Source organism: Olavius algarvensis spirochete endosymbiont (assembly GCA_900608495.1).
In the GTDB taxonomy this organism is placed as follows: Bacteria; Spirochaetota; Spirochaetia; order DSM-2461; family DSM-2461; genus UBA2779.
This window is the reverse complement of record UWYT01000154.1, coordinates 1-518: the sequence shown is the minus strand read 5'-3', so window position 1 is coordinate 518 and position 518 is coordinate 1. Positions and strand designations below refer to the sequence as shown.

General features: G+C 48.8%; 1 protein-coding gene. It reads left to right on the top strand.

From position 1 onward, the window contains the following. On the top strand, positions 1–518 hold a 518-nt coding region (locus tag S1OALGB6SA_RS10140; RefSeq protein ID WP_195910290.1), incomplete at both ends, for a hypothetical protein.

The following is a 518-nucleotide window of genomic DNA, read 5'->3' as shown; positions in this document are numbered from 1 at the left end:
GTGTCAACTTGCAAGGCAGCGTGGATAAAACCACCGAGATGCTGATGGATATCACTGGAGATGGACTTCCCGACTATGTCAAATCAGTGGATGGACAGAATTATTTAGTTGTTCATACCAATATGGGGGATAGATTCGCCACCATTCCGCTCAAAATTCATAAGCCGGATTGGGATGATGGCGATCTGGTAGATTTTCTCGGCAGTTTGGATGGGGCTAAGCTGGACATGTTCACCGTTCCGATGTTGGCTCCTCCAGGACTTGGTCCGATAGCAATGACCAGGATTATTGCTGATATTCCCGACGGCGCTCTAAATCCGTTCAGAGTGGAGGATATTTTAGAATGCAATTTGGGTTTGAGCATTGCCCTGGGCGGTGATATCAGCTTCTCTAGTCCACTTTTTACTATTTGGGTATTGGAATTCGGCTTAACGGGGGGCTTTGGGGCTAACGGAAGCTATGCCAGTATGAATGCCACCGTCCTGATGCGCGATCTTACCGGGGATGGCCTGCCCGAT